Here is a 15,942-nt window from a genome sequence, read left to right as displayed (position 1 = left end):
TCCCTTCAAGAGCGTTGAACGATGTGAGTGGGGACGACGTTAGGAGCGCACGAGGCGCGCGATCGCGGCGTTCGCCTCGCGGAGCTTCTCCTCCGCGAGCGGGCCGCCTTCGGCGGTCGCCTGCGCGACGCAATGCGCGAGGTGGTCTTCCAGCAGCGACAGCGCGACGGACTCCAGCGCCTTCGTCGCCGCCGACACCTGGGTCAGCACGTCGATGCAGTACACGTCCTCGTCGATCATCCGCGCGATCCCGCGCACCTGACCCTCCGCGCGGCTCAGCCGCGCCAGCAGCGCCGGCTTGTTGTCCACATACCCGTGTGCCATCTCGCACCTCCACCCACAATCTACCATACCCTGTAGGGGTACAGGGTGTAGGGTGAGGTCATGACCGGCATCCAGGAGCCGCGGCCCGCACAGACCACCCGTTGGCACGTCGTGACGGGCGGTCCCAGCTCGGGCAAGACCACCACGGTCAACCTGCTGCGGGGCCGCGGGTACACGACCACAATCGAGCACGCCCGCCACTACATCGACCTGCAACGGATCACCGGGCGCAGCACCGCGGAGGTGCGGGCACGGCAGAGCGAGTTCCAGCGCGCCGTCGTCGACATGCAGATCGAGCAGGAACGCTCCCTCGACCCGCAACAGACCGTGTTCCTGGACCGTGCTCTGCCGGACTCGCTCGCCTACTACCGCTTCCTCGGCCTCGCCCCCGGCACCGTCCTGCTGGGCGCGCTGGCCGGCGCCCGGTACGCGACGGTGTTCCTGCTTGACCTGCTCCCGCTGGCGTCCGACTACGCGCGCACCGAGGACCCCGCCGCGCAGCGGCGCATCCACGACCTGCTCGGGCTGGTGTACCAGGAGCTGGGCTTTCCCGTCGTCACCGTCCCCGCACTCGCCCCCGACGCGCGCGTCGACTTCATCCTCGAACGAGCATCGGCCGGCACTCCAGCCGAGAGGGGCGTGAGCTGATGGGCGCGGGGAGTAGCCGGTACCGGCAGATCGGGGCCGTGCTGCGCCGGCACGGACTCGGCGTCCTGGCCGGCGTGCTGGGCCTGGGCGGCTTGGTGCCGTTCCACCGCGGCGCCCTCGGACACGCCCGGCAGGAGGACCCCTACACGAACCCCGAGCATGTGCGGGTCGCGTTGGAGGAGCTCGGGCCGACGTTCGTGAAACTGGGCCAGATCCTCTCCACCCGGCACGATCTGCTCCCCGCGGCATGGGTCGCCGAGTTCGCCAAACTGCAGGACGACGTCGCCGCGGCACCGTGGGAGGGCATTCGGGACGTGCTCCGTGAAGAGCTCGGCGCCGACCCAGAGCACGTGTTCGCCCAGTTCGACCCGGTGCCGCTGGCGGCGGCGTCCATCGGGCAGGCGTACGCGGCAACTCTTCACGACGGCACCGAGGTCGTCGTGAAGGTGCGCCGGCCCGGCGTGGTCGCGCAGGTGCATGAAGACCTGGACATTCTCCGCAACCTCGCCGACCGCGCCGACCGGCGCTGGGATGCCATCCGGCAGTACGACCTGCCCGGGCTGGTGGAGGAGTTCTCCCGCACGCTGCGTGCCGAGCTGGACTACCTGCAGGAGGCCCGCAACGCCGAACGGTTCGCGCAGGAGTTCGCCCACGCGGCGCGGGTGCGGATTCCCCGCGTGCACGGGGAGACCACGACCTCGCGCGTGCTGACCCTGGAGCGGATGAGCGGGGTGCGGATCGACGACCTGGAGGGCCTGGACGCCGCCGGCATCGACCGGGTCGCACTCGCGCGGCTGGGTGCCGACATCGTGCTCACGATGGTGTTCGACAACCGGTTCTTCCATGCCGACCCCCATCCCGGGAACATGTTCGTGCAGCCCGACGGCGCGCTCGCGCTGATCGACTTCGGGATGGTCGGGGAGCTCACCGAACAGACCACGGACGGCCTCGCCGGCATCGTGCTCGCCTTCACCCGCGACGACCCGGACACCCTCACCACCGCCCTGATAGAACTCTCCCGGACCGCCGACGTCGTCGACCGGGCAGGGCTGCGGCAGGCGATCACCGCGTTCACGGCCCGCTACCGGGGCCGTTCGCTGTCGGAGATCAGCCTCGCAATCATGCTCCAGCAGCTGCTCGGCATCCTGCAGCAGCACCAGCTGCACCTTCCGCAGGAGACGGCGCTGCTGTTCAAAGTGCTGATGATGGCCGAAGGGACCGCGGCGCGGCTGGATCCGGACTTCCAGATGCTCGACGCCCTGCAGCCCTACGCTGAGCAGCTCACCCGCGCCCAGCTGTCCCTGCCGGCTCTGGCCCGGCGATGGGCGCGCGCGGGAGCCGACACCGGGGCACTGCTCACCGAGCTGCCCGCCACCCTGAGCCGGCTCCGGCATCTCCTCGAAGACGGCGGGTTCGAGGTGCACCTGCGCGCGACGGAGCTGGAACCTCTCGTCGGGCGCGCCGAACGCGTCGGCAACCGTGTCGTCGCGGGAATGATCGCCGCCGCGCTGATCAGCGGGATCGGCACCCTCGTCGGCGGGAACACGAAATGGCGCTCCCGGGAAGGCGTCCTGATCGGCGCCGGGACCGGCACGATCGGCGCCCTCGGCAGCTATCTGCTGTGGACGCTGCGGCGCCGCCGACCCCGCCCCTGACCCGCGCACGGCTCAAGAACACCACGAAAGGAGACGAAGATGGACAGGATCAGAGTCGGCGTCAACGGGTACGGAGTGATCGGCAAGAGGGTCGCCGACGCCGTCCACGCCCAACCCGACATGCACCTGGTGGGCGTCGCGGACATCGTCACCGACTGGCGAATACAATCCGCCGTCCCGCGGCTGCCCGTATTCGCCGCCACCCCCGACGCGCACAGCGGCATGGTGGACACCGGCATCCGCCCCGAGGGAACCCTCGACGATCTCCTCGCGCAGAGCGACGTGATCGTCGATACGACCCCCAAGCACGTCGCCGCCGGAAACCTGCCCCGCTACCAGGCGGCGGGAGTAAAGGTGATCGTGCAGGGCGGGGAAGCGCACTCGACCACCGGGCACTCCTTCGTCGCCCAGGCCAACTACGCCACCGCGCTCGGTCGGGACCTGACCCGGGTGGTGTCCTGCAACACCACCAGCATCGTCCGCGTCCTCGGCGCGCTCGAAAACGCCGGGCTGCTGCTGCGCGCCCGCGGGGTTACTGGTAGGGCCGAATGTCGCAGGGTGCACTATTCATCCTGGGATTAGTTCAGTCAACACTGTATGATCAGTGCATGCTGACCATTGCTCCACGTCTCGACGTCATGAACCGGCTCGGCCGGGCCATGGCGGACCCGACGCGCTCCCGGATACTGATGACCCTGCTCGACGGCCCCAGCTACCCGGCGGTGCTCTCGCGTGAGCTGGAGCTGACCCGCTCGAACGTCTCGAACCACCTGACCTGCCTGCGCGACTGCGGCATCGTGGTCGCCGAGCCGGAAGGGCGGCAGACGCGCTACGAGATCGCGGACCCGCACCTCGCGGCGGCGCTGACCGCGCTGGTGGACGTGACGCTCGCGGTGGACGAGCACGCGCCCTGCATGGACGCTTCGTGCACGGTGCCGGGCTGCTGCGGGACGGGAGCGGGCGCGTGAGCGCGGCGTGCGGCTGCGAGCACGACGAGCCTGAGACCGCAGTCGGCGAAGAGGCCGAGGAGGCGGAGCGCCCCTGGTGGCGGGACCGCGGGATCATGGTCCCGGTCTTCTCCGGTGTGGCGTTCCTCACCGGTCTGGCGCTGGAGTGGTCCGGGATGGAGATCCCTGCGCTGGTGCTGTTCTGGATCGGCCTGCTGCTGGGCGCGTCGACGTTCACGCCGGGCGCGATCCGGAACCTCTTCAAGGGCAAGCTCGGCATCGGGCTGCTGATGACCATCAGCGCGGTCGGCGCGGTGATCCTCGGCTACGTCGAGGAGGCCGCAGCGCTGGCATTCCTGTACTCGATCGCCGAGGCGCTGGAGGACAAGGCGATGGACCGTGCCCGCGGCGGGCTGCGGGCACTGCTCAAGCTCGTCCCGGAGACCGCCACCATCCGCCGCGACGGCGTCTCGGTCGAGGTCGCCGCGAAGGATCTGGCTGTCGGGCAGCTGATGTTGGTGCGGCCGGGTGAGCGGATCGCGACCGACGGCGTCGTCCGCACGGGACGTTCCAGCCTGGACACGTCCGCGATCACCGGGGAGTCGATCCCGGTCGAGGTCGAACCCGGCGATGCCGTCTCCGCCGGCGCAATCAACACCGCCGGGGCACTGGAGGTCGAAACGACCGCGGCAGGCACCGACAACTCACTGACCACGATCGTCGACCTCGTGGAGAAGGCTCAGGCGGAGAAGGGCGACCGCGCCCGCCTCGCCGACCGCATCGCCCGCCCTCTCGTCCCGGGCGTGCTGATCCTCGCCGCCCTGGTCGCGATCATCGGCTCGCTGCTCGGCGACCCGGAGCTGTGGATCACCCGCGCCCTGGTCGTGCTGGTCGCGGCATCGCCCTGCGCACTGGCGATCTCCGTGCCGCTGACCGTGGTCGCGGCGATCGGCTCGGCGAGCAAGTTCGGCGTGATCATCAAGTCCGGTGCCGCGTTCGAGCGGTTCGGCGTGATCCGCCACGTCGCCGTCGACAAGACCGGCACCCTCACCCGCAACGAGCCCGCCGTCACCGCCGTCCTCACCGTGGACGGTGTGAGCGAGGCGGAGGCGCTGGCGTGGGCGGCCGCTCTGGAGCAGCACAGCACCCACCCCCTCGCCGCCGCGATCACCGCCGCAGCGCCGGATGCCCCTGCGGCGGAGGGCGTGACCGAGCAGGCCGGGCACGGCATCGAGGGCGAGCTCGCCGGCGCGCGGATCACCGTCGGCAGCCCGCGCTGGCTCGACGCCGGGACCCTCGGCGACCGGGTCCCGGGGCTGGAGGAGCAGGGCATGACAGTCGTGATCGTCCACCGCGGCGGCGTCCCGGTCGCCGCGATCGGCGTCCGCGACGAGCTGCGCCCCGAGGTCCCTGAAGTGGTCCGCACCCTCGCGACCCAGGGCATCGGGGTGACCATGCTCACCGGCGACAACGCCCGCACCGCCCGCGCCCTCGCTGCGCATGCAGGGATCGATGACGTCCGCGCCGAGCTGCGCCCCGAAGACAAGGCCGCCGCGATCGCAGAGCTCGGTGCGAAGGGGCCGGTCGCGATGATCGGCGACGGCATCAACGACGCCCCTGCGCTGGCCGCCGCGGACATCGGGATCGCGATGGGCGCGACGGGCTCCGACGCCGCGATCGAGTCGGCCGACGTGGCCTTCACCGGTCACGATCTGCGGCTTCTCCCGCGCGCGTTCGCCCATGCCCGTCGGGGGCGGCACATCATCAACCAGAACATCATCCTGTCGCTGCTGATCATCACCGCCCTGCTCCCGCTCGCCCTCTTTGGCGTCCTGGGGCTTGCGGCAGTGGTGCTGGTGCACGAGATCGCCGAGGTGATCGTGATCCTCAACGGCCTGCGCGCCGCGTCGACGCGGAAGGCAAGCACGTGACCGCGCAGGACGTCGCCGCCGCGTGACGGCTTGATCCGGGACCATGCGGATGACCTTTAGATTTCACATCAGAGTTCGCGCGCGTTGATCGGCGACTTGCCTGCTGGCTAGGGGCCTATCGGGCGGGCCGTATGCCGGGGTCTAATGGCCATGATCAGTTGGTTCCGGTTTCCCTTCGCCTCGGGTCTGTCTTCGTTATGGTCGGGCGAAGGGGCGGGCAGCAGTCGGGGTCGTTTTCGCGGCGGTGTCGCCTGGCACGCGCTGTCATCACGATGCTTGCAACCACCGCGAGGATCAGGAGTGCGGCACCGCCCGTGATCACCCACGGGTTGCGGAGGAGGGTGCCGATCCCTGTGATCGTGCCTCCGACGACGAGAAGTGGAAGGAGGGCGCAGCAGCCGACCACGAGCAGTGCGGCGACGGCCCCAAGGAGCAGGCCACGGCCGCCTCGCTGGTCGTCCTGGTTGGGAGGCATTGGTGTTCTGTCCTCTCGTGGTGCCGTCTCAGCAGCAGGTCTCGGGACCGCAGCAGCTTCCAGACAGTTCGTCGGCACCGGTCCGGGGGCGCTCGAGCATCTCGGTGATCAGGGTGCTGCCAACCTCGAAGGCATCGGCGACCGTGAGGATTTGGGCCATCGGGTGTTCCGTGAGCCATCCGGCGGCGTCCTCGCGGGAAGCGAAGTAGTGGACCTGGTTGCAGAACGAGGAGCGAATCGAGTGCATGGCCTCGGGGCTGACCAAGGACACCACCGCGGTCGCCGGTTCCACGCTAGTGACACCGGCGGTCGAGTCGACGGTGACGCGGATCGTGTCGCCGCTGGCCGGGGAGATCGATTCGACCCGGGCGGGCCGATCGAGGAGCGGGCGAGGCTCCAGTTTCTGATGGGGTGGATCCGCTGTCTGGCGCGCGGTCAGGCGCAGCAGGACAGCATCGACACATCGGTGGTGAAGGCCTTGGCGACGATCCGGATGCCTTCGGCCGTGGTCAGGTACGGGGCCCACGCGTCGGCGACCTCGGTGATGGTCTTGCCGAGGATGTGGACACCTGCGGCGGCGAGTTCGCCGGCGTCCTTGGCGACCGCGGTCAGGCCGAGGATCTCGCCGGTGTCCGCGTTGGCGACCATCTTGATGAACCCGCGGGTGTCCCGGTTCACCAGCGCGCGGGGCACGTACTCCAGTGGCAGGACACGGCAGTCGCAGCGGATCCCGGCCGCGATGACCTCCTTCTCGGTCATCCCGACCGCGCCGACGGCAGGGCTCGTGAATGTGACCCGCGGCATCCGCGTGTAGTCGACCGACGTGCTGGCGTCAGTGAAGGCGTTCTCGGCGACCAACGTGCCGTGCCGGGCTGCGACGTAGACGAACTCGGGGTGCCCGGTGACATCCCCAGCCGCCCAGACGCGAGGGTTGGAGGACTGCAACTGGTCGGTGACCACGACCTCTCCGGCCGCGCCGGTCTTCACTTGCACGGTCTCGAGGTTGAGCCCGTCGGTGACCGGGGCGCGGCCGAGCGCGACGAGGATCTCGTCGGCACGGAACTCCTGCACGCCGCCCGAGACCTCGGCCGCGGCGACGATCTGGCCGGTGCCCGGGTCGCGGGTGACGCGGGTGGGGATGGCGCGGCGGACCACTCGGATGCCCTCGTCGGCGAAGATTTCCTGCAACGCCTTGGAGACTTCCGGCTCCTCCTTCGACGCCAGCCGGGACCTCACCAGCAGAGTCACCTTCGAGCCGAGCCGGGCGAACAACTGTGCCATCTCCAGCGCCACATAGCCCCCGCCGAGCACCAGCAGCGAGTCAGGCACCTCGGACAGCTCCATCGCCGACGTCGAGGTGAGAAAGTCGACGCCGTCCAGCCCCTCGATGGCAGGAGCCCACGGGCGGGAGCCTGTGGCGATGAGGTAGTGGGCGGCCTCGATGGTTTCGACGGTGCCGTCCGCGGCGGTGACCTCGAGGACCGACGCATCCGGCGTGCCGGCGAACGCCGCCTCGCCCTGGCGGACCGGCCAGCCGTAGGCTTCTGCCACGTCGATGTACTTCTCACTCCGCATCGCCTCGACCAGGTCCTGCTTGCCACCCACCAGCCCGTGCATGTCTACCGGGCCAGCGGTGGCGGCGATCCCCGGGAACCGGGAGCCCGCATCCGCGGCCACGTGGCGGGCCTCGGCGGCCGCGAGCAGCGCCTTGGACGGAACGCACCCCGTGTTCACGCACGTGCCGCCCAACGTGCCGCGCTCGATCATCACCACCGACTTTCCCAGTGTGGTGGCGCGGATCGCCGCGGCGAATGCCGCGCCACCCGACCCAATCACGGCCAGATCAAACCTCGATGGCATCCTTATTCCTCCCTGGACATCTTGGAACATCCCGCTGATACACTCATCATGAACCTTCCACCACAGGGGAAGGTCAAGCACGAAATTTGCGACCAGCGAAAAGGGGGGGCGGGGAATGCGGATCGGAGAGCTCGCCGACGCGGCCGGCACCACGGCGAAGACGTTGCGGTTCTACGAGGACCAGGGGCTCCTGCCGCCGGCCGGGCGCACGCCCAGCGGCTACCGCAACTACACCGCCGAGACCATCGCCCGAATCGACTTCATCCACCGCGGCCAAGCCGCTGGACTCACCCTCGCCCAGATCCAGCAGATCCTCCACATCCGCGACCACGGCCAAGCGCCCTGCAGCCACGTCCGCGACCTCCTCGACGCACGCCTCACCGATATCGACCAGCAGCTCAGGCAGCTCCACGACCTGCGCGACACCCTCGCCGGGCTCCGCGACCAGGCCGAGCACGTCGAGCCCGACACGTGCAGCTCGGATCAGGTCTGCCGCTATCTGTAGCCAAGCCCGGGGGTCTGTCCGATAATTCAGGCAGTCCCACTGGAGGCGCAAGCGTAGCGGGAGGCCATTGGTGCTCAGGTCGAGGTTGAGCGCAGCGCGGGATAGTCGGACCATTCGCCCCCGGAGAGGCGTGCCCAGGCGGCAGCTGATGACGCCGTGATGCCGAGCAGGTCGGACACGATTCGAGGATGCAGTTGTCGGGTGAGGTCCATCAGCGCGGTGACACGAGCGCTGCCGGCGAGGAGTCCTTCTTGACGGAGTCGACGGCTGAGCGGCCCGGGGGTGATCGGTCGGCCCGGGTTCCTGCCCGGGAAGAGCCAAGTGTCGGAGCGGTTGCCGTCGAGCAGCTGGACCATTGCTTCGGCGAGGACTTCGGGCAGCTCGATCGGTTCAGTTCCGACCGTCAGCGTCATGGGGCGCGCGGTCGTATCGACTTGTGCGCGGGTGATCGCTGCGATGCGGGTCAGGTGGAGCCCGTAGACAGTGAGATCTCAACCACGCGCTTGCCGAGCTGGTCTCGCACGCCCGCGAGCACGCTACTCTTCCCGCTGCCGTACCCCCCGGTCAACGCGATATTCCATACGCGCGCGCGTCGATCGTCGTCGGTGAGCAGGTCGACGAGCTCGTCGCGATAAGTGCCGTGCTGGTCGCTCACGAACCGTGGAACGAGCGACTCGAGCCTCAGTGGACTGGTCACCGTCTCGCTGGCATCAGTCACACCGAACCCCTCAATCGTCCACAGCAAATGGCAGGGATGCCAAGTGCCTGCCAACTACCCGTGGAATATGTCATTTCGGCGTGGAACCTACAGCGTCTACTGGAAGTCGTTCGCCATATCGGTGAAGCGGGAGAAGTGACCCTGGAAGGCGACGGTGACGGTGTCGGTCGGGCCGTTACGGTGCTTGGCGACGATCAGGTCGGCCTCGCCGGCGCGGGGGCTGTCCTTCTCGTAGGCGGCCTCGCGGTGCAGCAGGATCACCATGTCGGCGTCCTGCTCGATCGAGCCCGATTCACGCAGGTCGCTGATGGCGGGCTTCTTGTCGGCGCGCTGCTCGGGACCACGGTTCAGCTGCGACAGCGCGATCACCGGCACCTGCAGCTCCTTCGCGAGGAGCTTGAGGGCACGGGAGAACTCCGAGACCTCCTGCTGGCGGCTCTCGACGCGCTTGCCGCTGGTCATGAGCTGGAGGTAGTCGATGACCACCATCTTCAGCCCCACCCGCTGCTTGAGCTTGCGGCACTTGGCGCGGATCTCGACGAGCGTCATGTTGGGGCTGTCGTCGATATAGAGGGGCGCGTCGTTGATGCGGCCACGGGTGGAGGCGATGGTCGTCCAGTCGCGGTTGTCGAGCATGCCCTTACGCATGCTCTGGAGCGGCACGGCTCCCTCCGCGCTCATGAGACGCATTGCGATCTCGCTCTTTCCCATTTCGAGGGAGAAGAAGATCGTGGGGTGGTTGTGCTTGATGGCGGCCGCGCGGGCGAAGTCGAGCGCGAGCGTGGACTTCCCCATGGCGGGACGTGCGGCGACGACGATCATCTGGCCCGGGTGGAGGCCGTTGGTCAGCTGGTCGAGACCCGCGAAGCCCGTGGGGATGCCGGTCATCTGACCGTCGCGACCACGTGCGGCCTCGATCTCCTCGATGGCGACACCGACGGCGACCTCGAGCGGCACGTAGTCCTCGGCCTGCTCGGCACCGGTGACGGAGTAGATCTCGGCCTGCGCGTTGTTGACGAGGTCGAGCGCCTCGCCCTGGCCGTTGTATCCCATCTGCACGATGCGAGTACCGGCCTCGACGAGGCGCCGCAGCAGCGCACGCTCGCGGACGATCGACGCGTAGTAGGCGGAGTTCGCCGCCGTGGGAACGATCGAGGTGAGCGAGTGCAGATAGTCCGCGCCGCCGGAGCGCTGCAGGTCGCCCGTCTTGATGAGCTCGTCGGTGACGGCGATGACGTCGGTGGGCTCGCCGTGCGAGTACAGCGAGAGGATGGCCTCGAAGATCAGCTCGTGCTTGGGCACGTAGAAGTCGGTGCCGCGCAGGGCCTCGACGACATCGGCGACGGCGTCGGGCGAGAGCAGCATTCCACCGAGCGTGCTCTGCTCGGCCAGCAGATCGTGCGGCGGGGTGCGATCGTGACCGCGATCTCCGGACGGGCCGCCGAGGCGCTCCTCCGAGATGTCGGCGATCGACATGCGCACTCCCCTTCCGCAGCCCACCCATCGAGCCACACGCCACGCTAGGCACGCCCTCCGACACTCGCAAACGCGCCTGTGGATAACTGTGTGGAGAAGATGCGCGAAACGCCGCACAGCCTGTGTACAGCTTCTGTGGAAAACGCCCGGGATCCCGACGAATCTTCTCCGCAATCTCCCCTCTGACCTGCGGTTCCTTGTTCCACAGCCTGTGGAGGAGAAACGTGTGTGAAGTGCCACTTGAAGGTTGAGGCGGCGCGGTCGATCTGGGGACAACCACGGGGATAACTCTGGATTTGTCAAGTCGAGACGGCATCCGGATTCATCACGGGCGTGTCGCCGCGAGGAGTGCCGGATCACGCCGCGAAAAGAAGCGCAACCCCCCTAGACATCCGCGGGCGAAGTGGCTAACTTCGTGCGCACCAGGCACCCATAACTGTGGCGAACGAAGCCACAACGTCGAGCATGCGACGGAGGTGAACCATGGCCGACACCGCGTCCCACCCCCCGGGGCACGCAGGAACCTGGCAGCGCATTGCGCTGTCCGCCGTCGGCGTGGCCTTCGCGTGGCTCGCACTCTCCCTCCTCTTCGGGCTCGGCGCCGCACCCTCGCACGCGGCCGACGACAACGAAGACGGGCGAGGGATCTTGGGTGCCGTGACCGGCCTCGTGGACGACGCGACGGGCGACCTCACCGACGCCACGGCCACGACGACGGAGACGGTCACCGACACGACCTCCGCCGTCGTCGAGAAGACCACCTCCACCGTCACCGCGGTGACCAAGAGTCGGCCCGCCCACACGGCGACGTCGACCGTGACGAAGGCGGTGCGCAGCGCCCCCGTCGTGGGGAAGGTGGTCGAGAAGACCCGCGTGGCCGACGCGGTGGACTCCGTGGCCGACACCGTGGACAAGGTCGTCGACCGCACGGCCGAGCACGCCACCACCGTCGTCTCCGGAGCGACGAAGGCCGTCGAGTCGACCGTCGACACGGTGGTCGGCGCGGTGACCGACATGGTGGACTCCGCCGTGGACACCGTCGTGGAGGTCGTCGACACCTCCGTCGACGCCGTGACCCCGCCTCTCCCCTCGCCGGGAACGGGCTCCGAGGAGCCGTCGGGGGTCATCCCCGGCGACGAGCCCGGCGCCGTTCCTGCCCCTGCTGCGGCCTCACCCACCGACGCCTCCTTCCCCTCGCGGACGAGCGAGCGGGACACGGCCGTTCCGGCCCTCGGCGCCTCCTCGGCGGCATTCCCCCCAGCCGCGTTTGCCAGGGCCGGAACGGCACCCTCACCGTTCTCCGTCGCCTCCCCCGTGCGACAGCACGCGCCCCTCGACGGCTCCCCCCTCTTCTTCCCCCTGACCGCTGCGCCGACGACTGCCCTGTCGTCGTCGGCCGGCTCCAGCCCCTCCTCCGGGATGGGCGCACTCCCTGTGTCGGACTCCCTGCTCGTGCGTCTTGCCTGGTCGCACGCGTCGGGTCTGTCCGATGACGACGTGCCGCCCAACCCGCTCGTCACGCACGAGGTCTCTCCCGACTGAACGGGGATACCGCTGCGCCCCCGCGCAGCACACGGTATCCCGCGCGTTCGCGCGCTCCCCCACGTTCACAAGGAGAAGGACTCATGCGTACTTTCATCAAGCGCGCCCTCTGGGGCACGCTCCTCGCCGGCGGGCTGACGCTCGGCGGCGCAACGGTTGCGATGGCAGCCGATACCAACGGCGACGACGGCCTCCTGTCGGGAACCCAGGGCCTGATCGACGTGTCGGTGCCGATCGAGGTGTCCGGCAACGGCATCTCGGTGGTCGGCGACTCGTCGAGCTCATCGGACGAATCCACCGCACAAGCGGAGTCGACGGAGGGCTCGACCTCGTCGTCGAAGGCATCCACCAGCGGTGAGGACGGCACAGCCTCCGGATCGCAGGCCATCGTGTCGGTAAAGGTGCCCGTCACCGTGAAGGACAACGCGGTCTCGGTGGCCGGCGACACCGCATCGGAGTCGACGTCGGAGGCGTCGGAGGCGGAGTCCACGTCGGATGCCGACGCGAGCGCTCCTGAGAGCGACGGTGCGACGACGAGCGGGTCGGACGGCATCGCCTCCGGCAGCCAGGTCGTCGCCCCCGTCGAACTGCCCGTCACGGTCGGCGGCAACGCCATCTCCCTCCTCGGAGACAGCACCAGCACCGGCACCACCACCGGCAGCGGCGGTAGCTCGGGTGACGCCGACAGCACCCCCGACGGCACCACCACCGACGGAACCACCACCAGCGGGTCGGACGGCATCGCCTCCGGCAGCCAGGTCGTCGCACCTGTCGAACTGCCCGTGACGGTCGGCGGCAACGCCATCTCCCTCCTCGGAGACAGCACCAGCACCGGCACCACCACCGGCACCGGCTCGGGTGTCACGGACAGCGCCACCGACGGCACCACCACCAGCGGCTCCGACGGCGTCGCCTCCGGCAGCCAGGTCCTCGCACCGGTCGAACTGCCCGTGACGGTCGGCGGGAACGCCATCTCCCTCCTCGGAGACAGCACCAGCACCGGCACCACCACCGGCAGCGGCGGTAGCTCGGGTGACGCCGACAGCGCCACGGATGGCACCACCACCAGCGGCTCCGACGGCGTCGCCTCCGGCAGCCAGGTCCTCGCACCGGTCGAACTGCCCGTGACGGTCGGCGGGAACGCCATCTCCGTCCTCGGGGACAGCACCAGCACCGGCACCACCACCGGCAGCGGCACGGCTTCCGGGACGGGGATCGGCCCGGTCACGTCCGGCACCGAGGGTCTGCTGAGCGGCACCCAGCTGGCGCTCCCGGTGTCGGTTCCGGTGACGCTCGGCGGGAACGCGATCTCGGTGGTCGGGGACAGCGAGACGACCACGCCGGTCGTCCCGACAGACCCGACGGATCCGACCGACCCCACCGACCCCACCGACCCGACGGATCCGACCGACCCGACCGACCCGACCGACCCGGCCGACCCGGGAACGCCCACCGAACCGGGAACGCCCACTGATCCGGGCACCCCGACACAACCGGGCACCCCGTCGGACCCCTCGGATGACGGGTCGGGCACGCCGACGGACGGGACGACGATCGTCGGCTCGCCCGCGGCAGCACCCACCGCGGTGGCCCTGGCCGAGACGGGTGGACAGCCTCTGCTGCCCTTCGCGGCCCTCGCACTTCTGCTGATGATCGGGGGAGGGGTGATGCGTCTGACGCGCCGCACGATCTGATGGCAGGAGCGAACGGGGACGCCGGCTCAGCCTGGCGCGGCGTCCCCGCCTTCGCTTGCCCGCACCCGGCGAGACTCTCCCGGGGTTGGCTAGGTTGAGACCGTGAGACGAGCACCCGGCGGCAGCCCGACCGAGAGACCGCGCGCGGTGTTGATCCTGATCGCACTGATCGCGCTGTCGGTGGCTGCGCACTGGTACGTCACCCTGCAGACGATGTCGGTGGCCGGGTGCGCGGACGACACCTGCAGCAACACCATATGGGTGACCTTCGTCAGCTTCCGCGGCCTCCTGATCGCGCTCCCCGTGCTGAGCACGGTCATCATCATCGCCCGAGGCCTCCGGCAGCAGTCGAGCTGGTGGGCACCCACGGTATCCATCGCCCTGCTCGTCGTGGCAACGGTGACGGCCGTCGCTGTGATCCAGACGACAGTTGCGGGGTAGCGAGACCCCGGGAAACGACGAAGGGCCGCAGGATCACTCCCACGGCCCTTCGATATCGACGCGATTACTTCGCGGCGACCACCTGCAGGGTGATCACGGCGGTGAGGTCGTCACGCAGACGAACGGTCGCCTCGTGCTCGCCCACCGACTTGATCGGCGAGGTGATGTGGATCTTGCGCTTGTCGAGCTCGCCGAGACCGGCGGCCTTGACGGCGTCGGCCACGTCGGCGGTCTTGACCGAACCGAACAGGCGGCCCTCGGCGCCGGCCTTGACCGACAGCTTGACCTTGTTCGACTCGAGCGAGTTCTTCAGCGCCACGGCCTCTTCGTGGTCGTGGATCGCGCGGGCGTCACGGGCGGCGCGGATGGACGCCACCTGCTTCTCGCCACCGCGGGTCCAGGCCACTGCGAAGCCCTGGGGGATGAGGTAGTTGCGGGCGTACCCGTTCTTGACCTCGATGACGTCACCGGCGCTTCCGAGCCCGGCGACCTCGTTCGTGAGAATCAGCTTTGCCATGTCGGGACCCCTTAGCGGCCAGCGCCGGCGTAAGGCAGGAGCGCCATTTCGCGCGCGTTCTTGATCGCCTTGGCGATCAGACGCTGCTCCTGCACCGAGACACCGGTGATACGACGGGCGCGGATCTTCCCGCGCTCCGAGATGAACTTACGAAGCGTTGCGACGTCCTTGTAGTCGATGACGCCGACGCGGATCGCCTTCGCGGGAGCGGCGTTCTTGGCGCCCTTCCGCGGCTTGCGGCGATCGCCGGTAGCCTTTCCAGCCATGTTGTTTCCTTAGGTGATGTCGGATGCCGCGGCATCCGGAGTCTTGATCAGAACGGGGTGTCGTCGCCGTAGCCGGCGCCGGGAGCGCTCCAGGCATCCGGAGCAGCAGAGCCGGGGGTCGCCCACGGCTCTTCCTGCTGGACCTGGGGACGCGACTGGCCACCGCCGCCACCGCCGGAAGCGGCGCGGGTGACCTGGGCGGTCGCGTAGCGGAGCGAGGGGCCGATCTCGTCGACCTCCAGCTCGATCGCCGTGCGGTTGTTGCCCTCGCGATCCTGGTAGGAGCGCTGCTTCAGACGGCCGGTCGCGATGACCCGCATGCCCTTGGTGAGCGAACCGGCCACGTGCTCGGCGAACTCGCGCCACACCGACGCGCGGAGGAACAGCGCTTCGCCGTCCTTCCACTCGCCTGCCTGGCGGTCGAAGTTGCGCGGAGTCGACGCGATCGTGAAGTTCGCGACCGGCAGGCCGTTCTGCGTGTAGCGCAGCTCGGGGTCTGCCGTGAGGTTGCCCACGACGGTGATGACGGTCTCGCCGGCCATCGTCGTCAGGCCTTCGCAGCCTTGCGGGCAGCCTTGGCCTCGGCGCGCTCCTTCTCGGCGGCGACCATGGCCATCGCCTCTTCGGCACGGAGAACCTTGGTGCGCATGATCTGCTCGTTCAGCTTGAGCTGACGGTCGAGCTCCTGCGTGGCGGCGCTGGTAGCGGTGAAGTTGACGACGGCGTAGATGCCCTCGTTCTTCTTCTGGATCTCGTACGCGAGACGGCGCTTGCCCCACACGTCGACGTTGTCGATCGAGCCACCATCTGCGGTGATGACCTTCAGGAAACCGTCGAGCTTGGGAGCGACCTGGCGCTCGTCGACCTCGGGGTCAAGGATGACCATGAGTTCGTACTGGTGCGTGTGCGTCACTAACCCACCTCCTTCGGACTAGAACGGATA

19 protein-coding genes are annotated in these 15,942 nt (G+C 69.1%); 9 read left to right on the top strand and 10 right to left on the bottom strand.

Translation table 11 applies throughout. The features are described from left to right. Nucleotides 1-39 precede the first annotated feature (39 nt). Nucleotides 40-324, bottom strand: coding sequence for a metal-sensitive transcriptional regulator (locus tag AVP41_RS12895; RefSeq protein ID WP_005049572.1), 285 nt, complete (start codon nt 322-324; stop codon nt 40-42). Between the two features lie 60 nt (nt 325-384). Here AVP41_RS12895 and AVP41_RS12890 point away from each other — a divergent pair, with 60 nt between their 5' ends. The 5 genes from AVP41_RS12890 to AVP41_RS12870 are packed head-to-tail and all read left to right on the top strand — an operon-like array spanning nt 385 to nt 5,505. Then, complete coding sequence (locus tag AVP41_RS12890; protein WP_067165088.1) at nt 385-972, top strand: AAA family ATPase; 588 nt, start codon at nt 385-387, stop codon at nt 970-972. Next, the gene (locus AVP41_RS12885) at nt 972-2,627 is read left to right on the top strand and encodes an ABC1 kinase family protein (RefSeq protein WP_036286080.1); all 1,656 of its coding nucleotides are present in this window, start codon (nt 972-974) and stop codon (nt 2,625-2,627) included. Before AVP41_RS12890 ends, AVP41_RS12885 begins: the two co-directional genes overlap by 1 nt. A 39-nt stretch (nt 2,628-2,666) precedes the next feature. Next, on the top strand, nt 2,667-3,209 hold the full coding sequence (locus tag AVP41_RS12880) for a type II glyceraldehyde-3-phosphate dehydrogenase (RefSeq protein ID WP_081767967.1): 543 nt from the start codon (nt 2,667-2,669) through the stop codon (nt 3,207-3,209). A gap of 26 nt (nt 3,210-3,235) precedes the next feature. After that, nucleotides 3,236-3,595 (top strand): Cd(II)/Pb(II)-sensing metalloregulatory transcriptional regulator CmtR, encoded by a 360-nt coding sequence (cmtR, locus tag AVP41_RS12875; RefSeq protein ID WP_060960787.1) that lies wholly within the window; start codon nt 3,236-3,238, stop codon nt 3,593-3,595. Beyond that, a complete protein-coding gene (locus AVP41_RS12870; RefSeq protein ID WP_197464331.1) occupies nt 3,592-5,505 on the top strand; it encodes a heavy metal translocating P-type ATPase in 1,914 nt (637 codons plus the stop codon). Before cmtR ends, AVP41_RS12870 begins: the two co-directional genes overlap by 4 nt. 503 nt (nt 5,506-6,008) lie before the next feature. Here the strand turns inward: AVP41_RS12870 and merB are convergent. Together merB and merA are read right to left on the bottom strand one after the other, a co-directional pair. Further along, nucleotides 6,009-6,506, bottom strand: coding sequence for an organomercurial lyase (gene merB / locus AVP41_RS12865; protein WP_082829205.1), 498 nt, complete (start codon nt 6,504-6,506; stop codon nt 6,009-6,011). Then, the gene (merA, locus tag AVP41_RS12860) at nt 6,416-7,840 is read right to left on the bottom strand and encodes a mercury(II) reductase (RefSeq protein ID WP_036286088.1); all 1,425 of its coding nucleotides are present in this window, start codon (nt 7,838-7,840) and stop codon (nt 6,416-6,418) included. Before merA ends, merB begins: the two co-directional genes overlap by 91 nt. 115 nt (nt 7,841-7,955) lie before the next feature. Between merA and AVP41_RS12855 the strand changes: the two genes are divergently transcribed. After that, nucleotides 7,956-8,345, top strand: a complete 390-nt coding sequence (locus AVP41_RS12855) for a heavy metal-responsive transcriptional regulator (protein WP_017828519.1) — start codon at nt 7,956-7,958, stop codon at nt 8,343-8,345. 74 nt (nt 8,346-8,419) lie between these two features. On the opposite strand, the gene AVP41_RS12850 is transcribed toward AVP41_RS12855, so the two are convergent. The 3 genes from AVP41_RS12850 to dnaB all read right to left on the bottom strand — a co-directional run bounded on the left by AVP41_RS12850 (nt 8,420) and on the right by dnaB (nt 10,539). Beyond that, nucleotides 8,420-8,758, bottom strand: a complete 339-nt coding sequence (locus AVP41_RS12850; RefSeq protein WP_231902746.1) for a hypothetical protein — start codon at nt 8,756-8,758, stop codon at nt 8,420-8,422. A 50-nt stretch (nt 8,759-8,808) separates the two neighbouring features. After that, entirely contained in the window at nt 8,809-9,063 is a 255-nt protein-coding gene (locus AVP41_RS12845; RefSeq protein ID WP_067165082.1) for a YobI family P-loop NTPase, read from the bottom strand. 96 nt (nt 9,064-9,159) lie between these two features. After that, entirely contained in the window at nt 9,160-10,539 is a 1,380-nt protein-coding gene (dnaB, locus tag AVP41_RS12840) for a replicative DNA helicase (RefSeq protein ID WP_067165079.1), read from the bottom strand. A gap of 483 nt (nt 10,540-11,022) precedes the next feature. On the opposite strand from dnaB, the gene AVP41_RS12835 reads away from it, so the two are divergent. The 3 genes from AVP41_RS12835 (at nt 11,023) to AVP41_RS12825 (ending at nt 14,216) form a co-directional block, all read left to right on the top strand. Further along, nucleotides 11,023-12,081: a hypothetical protein gene (locus AVP41_RS12835; protein WP_067165076.1), complete on the top strand. Its 1,059-nt coding sequence runs from the start codon at nt 11,023-11,025 to the stop codon at nt 12,079-12,081. An 83-nt stretch (nt 12,082-12,164) separates the two neighbouring features. Next, entirely contained in the window at nt 12,165-13,775 is a 1,611-nt protein-coding gene (locus AVP41_RS16710; RefSeq protein ID WP_067165073.1) for a chaplin family protein, read from the top strand. Nucleotides 13,776-13,877: 102 nt separating this feature from the next. Beyond that, nucleotides 13,878-14,216: a hypothetical protein gene (locus AVP41_RS12825; RefSeq protein ID WP_157532489.1), complete on the top strand. Its 339-nt coding sequence runs from the start codon at nt 13,878-13,880 to the stop codon at nt 14,214-14,216. 64 nt (nt 14,217-14,280) lie between these two features. Here AVP41_RS12825 and rplI read toward each other — a convergent pair whose 3' ends face one another. The 4 genes from rplI to rpsF are packed head-to-tail and all read right to left on the bottom strand — an operon-like array spanning nt 14,281 to nt 15,885. Further along, the gene (gene rplI / locus AVP41_RS12820) at nt 14,281-14,733 is read right to left on the bottom strand and encodes a 50S ribosomal protein L9 (protein ID WP_067165066.1); all 453 of its coding nucleotides are present in this window, start codon (nt 14,731-14,733) and stop codon (nt 14,281-14,283) included. An 11-nt stretch (nt 14,734-14,744) separates the two neighbouring features. Continuing rightward, nucleotides 14,745-14,999, bottom strand: a complete 255-nt coding sequence (rpsR, locus tag AVP41_RS12815) for a 30S ribosomal protein S18 (protein WP_005054609.1) — start codon at nt 14,997-14,999, stop codon at nt 14,745-14,747. A 47-nt stretch (nt 15,000-15,046) separates the two neighbouring features. Next, nucleotides 15,047-15,541 (bottom strand): single-stranded DNA-binding protein, encoded by a 495-nt coding sequence (locus AVP41_RS12810; protein WP_067165064.1) that lies wholly within the window; start codon nt 15,539-15,541, stop codon nt 15,047-15,049. Between the two features lie 5 nt (nt 15,542-15,546). Next, nucleotides 15,547-15,885: a 30S ribosomal protein S6 gene (rpsF, locus tag AVP41_RS12805; protein ID WP_067165963.1), complete on the bottom strand. Its 339-nt coding sequence runs from the start codon at nt 15,883-15,885 to the stop codon at nt 15,547-15,549. Nucleotides 15,886-15,942 lie beyond the last annotated feature (57 nt).

This window comes from Microbacterium sp. TNHR37B, from assembly GCF_001620065.1.
Classification (GTDB): Bacteria; Actinomycetota; Actinomycetes; order Actinomycetales; family Microbacteriaceae; genus Microbacterium.
The sequence above is the reverse complement of the archived record's forward strand: the minus strand, read 5'-3'. Positions and strand labels throughout refer to the sequence as shown.

Bases quoted from the DNA above. Each gene is read 5' to 3' on its own strand.
- rpsF (WP_067165963.1), bottom strand. From the start codon at position 15,885: ATGGTCATCCTTGACCCCGAGGTCGACGAGCGCCAGGTCGCTCCCAAG.
- rpsR (WP_005054609.1), bottom strand. From the start codon at position 14,999: ATGGCTGGAAAGGCTACCGGCGATCGCCGCAAGCCGCGGAAGGGCGCC.
- merA (WP_036286088.1), bottom strand. From the start codon at position 7,840: ATGCCATCGAGGTTTGATCTGGCCGTGATTGGGTCGGGTGGCGCGGCA.
- AVP41_RS12855 (WP_017828519.1), top strand. From the start codon at position 7,956: ATGCGGATCGGAGAGCTCGCCGACGCGGCCGGCACCACGGCGAAGACG.
- AVP41_RS16710 (WP_067165073.1), top strand. From the start codon at position 12,165: ATGCGTACTTTCATCAAGCGCGCCCTCTGGGGCACGCTCCTCGCCGGC.
- AVP41_RS12850 (WP_231902746.1), bottom strand. From the start codon at position 8,758: ATGACGCTGACGGTCGGAACTGAACCGATCGAGCTGCCCGAAGTCCTC.
- AVP41_RS12895 (WP_005049572.1), bottom strand. From the start codon at position 324: ATGGCACACGGGTATGTGGACAACAAGCCGGCGCTGCTGGCGCGGCTG.
- AVP41_RS12810 (WP_067165064.1), bottom strand. From the start codon at position 15,541: ATGGCCGGCGAGACCGTCATCACCGTCGTGGGCAACCTCACGGCAGAC.
- AVP41_RS12880 (WP_081767967.1), top strand. From the start codon at position 2,667: ATGGACAGGATCAGAGTCGGCGTCAACGGGTACGGAGTGATCGGCAAG.
- AVP41_RS12835 (WP_067165076.1), top strand. From the start codon at position 11,023: ATGGCCGACACCGCGTCCCACCCCCCGGGGCACGCAGGAACCTGGCAG.
- rplI (WP_067165066.1), bottom strand. From the start codon at position 14,733: ATGGCAAAGCTGATTCTCACGAACGAGGTCGCCGGGCTCGGAAGCGCC.
- cmtR (WP_060960787.1), top strand. From the start codon at position 3,236: ATGCTGACCATTGCTCCACGTCTCGACGTCATGAACCGGCTCGGCCGG.
- AVP41_RS12885 (WP_036286080.1), top strand. From the start codon at position 972: ATGGGCGCGGGGAGTAGCCGGTACCGGCAGATCGGGGCCGTGCTGCGC.
- AVP41_RS12890 (WP_067165088.1), top strand. From the start codon at position 385: ATGACCGGCATCCAGGAGCCGCGGCCCGCACAGACCACCCGTTGGCAC.
- dnaB (WP_067165079.1), bottom strand. From the start codon at position 10,539: ATGTCGATCGCCGACATCTCGGAGGAGCGCCTCGGCGGCCCGTCCGGA.